Source organism: Vibrio sp. 811, from assembly GCF_033339195.1.
The window spans coordinates 1-2,704 of the sequence record NZ_JAWOUB010000051.1 but is presented as its reverse complement, the minus strand read 5'-3'; the positions used below and the strand labels follow the sequence as shown (position 1 = coordinate 2,704).

At 43.2% G+C, this 2,704-nt stretch carries 2 protein-coding genes; both read left to right on the top strand.

Translation table 11 applies throughout. The features are described from left to right. Positions 1-1,132 precede the first annotated feature (1,132 nt). Positions 1,133-1,378, top strand: coding sequence for a hypothetical protein (locus R7Q46_RS24615; RefSeq protein ID WP_060466691.1), 246 nt, complete (start codon positions 1,133-1,135; stop codon positions 1,376-1,378). Positions 1,379-1,743: 365 nt separating this feature from the next. Further along, the gene (locus R7Q46_RS24610) at positions 1,744-2,646 is read left to right on the top strand and encodes a hypothetical protein (protein ID WP_169608408.1); all 903 of its coding nucleotides are present in this window, start codon (positions 1,744-1,746) and stop codon (positions 2,644-2,646) included. The last annotated feature ends 58 nt before the right edge of the window (positions 2,647-2,704 follow it).

Here is a 2,704-nt window from a genome sequence, read left to right as displayed (position 1 = left end):
TCTGATCTCATAATGAAAAGTTAACCGTCCAACGAGAATCCAACAGAAAAACAACGACGATCCAACGATTGTCCAACCAAAATCAGCTTAACACCATGCGAATAACGTTGAATCCAACGGCTGTCCAACGGAAAAACAACCAAAATCGATGATTGAGCATGTAGGGTGTTGTTGATGGTGCTTTGAAGTTTTGAAATATATTTTTTTCGCACGATAGAAACAAAAAAGCCTCCCAATCGGGAGGCTTTTTTGTTTGGAGAGTTGTCAGATCTAAAAGATCAGCATTGAGATCAAATGCTTTTAGGATTAATCTCTTTCCCCAGATGTGAAAAAACCAGCCGTAGGAAGCTGGTTTATTTCGGAATACTCACAGGTTTGAACGGCCGTGAAGTCCTTCCATGATAGACCATATCAAGTAAGCACTTCAAGAGTATTTCTGCACTCTGTTTGGAATCAAGATGTTTTGGACAGAACGACGCGCATCACTCACCGACCAAGGGATGTTCCAAAGGTGAGAGGTAAAGGCACTAATCAGAACTAAGCACCAAGCTCGATAAATCCGCCCCTTGTAGCTGCTAGAGGGGACAAGCGGAAAAGGAATAACTGATTAGTGTTGTGTGACTGGAACGGGGGCGAAAGCTTTACACACAGCGCAGGGCAGTCCGAAATAAGGGGAGAAATCCTTAGTTCAGAAAGCGACCATAGACAGTACCTAAATCACTCAAAATAGAGTCGAAATGGGTAGGGGTCGGCGCAGCCGAAATAAGCAATTTCGGCACTAACCCCTCTGTCTTCGCTTACCTCCTCCGCTCGGCGCAGTGTGCGAGTAAGCGAAGCGTCCGAGCATCGAGCAAGCGGCATTTCACCCTCTCTAAATGGTGGCACTGTCACTCCTAACCTACGTGGGTTATAACCTCTTCAATAGTTTATTTTTTTAGGCTTGTGCTATCGTCTGTCTTCATACTAAGCCAGCATACACAGCGTCCCCTCTAGTCACTTCGTTCTTGACGGTTCCCCTGTGAGCTGGAAAGGGGCGCTAACGCCCCCTTTACCCCAGTAAACCAAACGTATCATTCCTCGCACTTACTTCATTTAGTATTCTATTAGTCCTTGGTTTGTATATGAGGTGCTTATGGCTAAGACTGATGAAGATATTGCGAATGTGAAGCGGATTAACTCAGGGATGAGGATGCTTTCCCATTCTGTTTGGAGAAAAGTACATCAGCCTAACTTCAGAAGCTTTACGCAGTTTGACCAAATGTTTTGGGATGTGACGAACCGAGCTTGGCTATCTGTCGATCATTCTGCATTTTCCGACAAATTGGAATTTGCTCATCTTTATTGGGCAGACTATTGCAAGAAGAATTTAGCGTCATGATTGCTATGGTTCTGTCGCCTCGCTTTGCTCGTTGCCGGTTCGTAAGTCCAGATTAAAACGCTACGCTCATTTAACCTGGACTAACAAACTCCGAATTGTTCAAAAAGCCCCTTTCGTGGGCTTTTTTGTTCCAGATGCTTGTGCTCATCTTAGGATGATAAAACCGCTTCAAATGCGTCATAAACTTTCAGAGTGGTTTTGTGTACCCGTGGGTAGGTTTGATGCTGAAAATGGCTTACAGAGCGTTTGAGGGGCTTCTAAATGGTGTTTTTGATAGTGAAGTTGCCTATTTAACATATGACCAATATTACGCACCTTTAAGAGTGGTTATGATGTCATCACGTTAATTGAGGTTAGGTGAACGGATGCCACACAATTTTTTAGATCGAAAGAAAAAACCTTTGAGCTCTTCTGGCGGAGGCTATAAGCCACTCCATGAAGAAGAATCATTAAGAAAACCACAAGCTCGAGAAGAAACAGTTAGAGAGCGAGCAGCCCGCCAACGTCGAGAGCGTCAAGCTGAATTGACGTATACCCAAGAAGATTACGCCCGTTGGGAACGAAATCGAAAAAGGAGACAGCTAGAGGTCGAAGCTCAAAAGGCGATTGAAGAATTATTAATTTTTCTTCCCGCATTGGATCTGGAAACTTCGGTTCACAGCCAAGCGGTAAAAGAATTTAGCGAAGCGTTCGATGTTATCTTGAAAGGGTACAACGGGGGCAATATTTCCTATGAGACTGGATATGATCTTATTCATCAGGTCAAAAATGGTTTCATTGAGGGAGGTGGTGCGCTTAGAAAAGTCGAAGAGAATCGGTTATCACGCCAGACAGAAAAGGCTGATAATTTCTCTCAAGATGGCAGTTATCGACGCAATCTAGTAGTGAATGATGAATCGTTTAATGTGCGTTTTAAAGCGAGTTGCGCTACGCCTGAATGCTTAATGAGAAATGCCAATATCGACATGGAAGATGATGCTTTTCAGGATTACATTGAGGCTGCAACACAAGATAAACGTTCGGATGTGATGCAGGTGATCGGTGTTGCTCTTATCGCTAACCCATATCTCAAACCTTTAGAATATGTTGTGTTTGGAGATATAGCCTACGCTGGACTTAAAGATAAAAACCTTGATCCTCTTTGGGCTTATTTAATGGGTAGAGGGGCTTACTATCGCCTACATTTACTTAGCGTGTCTAAGAGAGTGAAAGATACCTCAGAAAATGTTGTAAGTTATTTTTCAGGGAGCGTTTTAAGTAGTGATTGATAAGGTTAAGACGCAAAAGTATGTGAATGTGTCCGATGGTATTAATGCATCTTGCTTA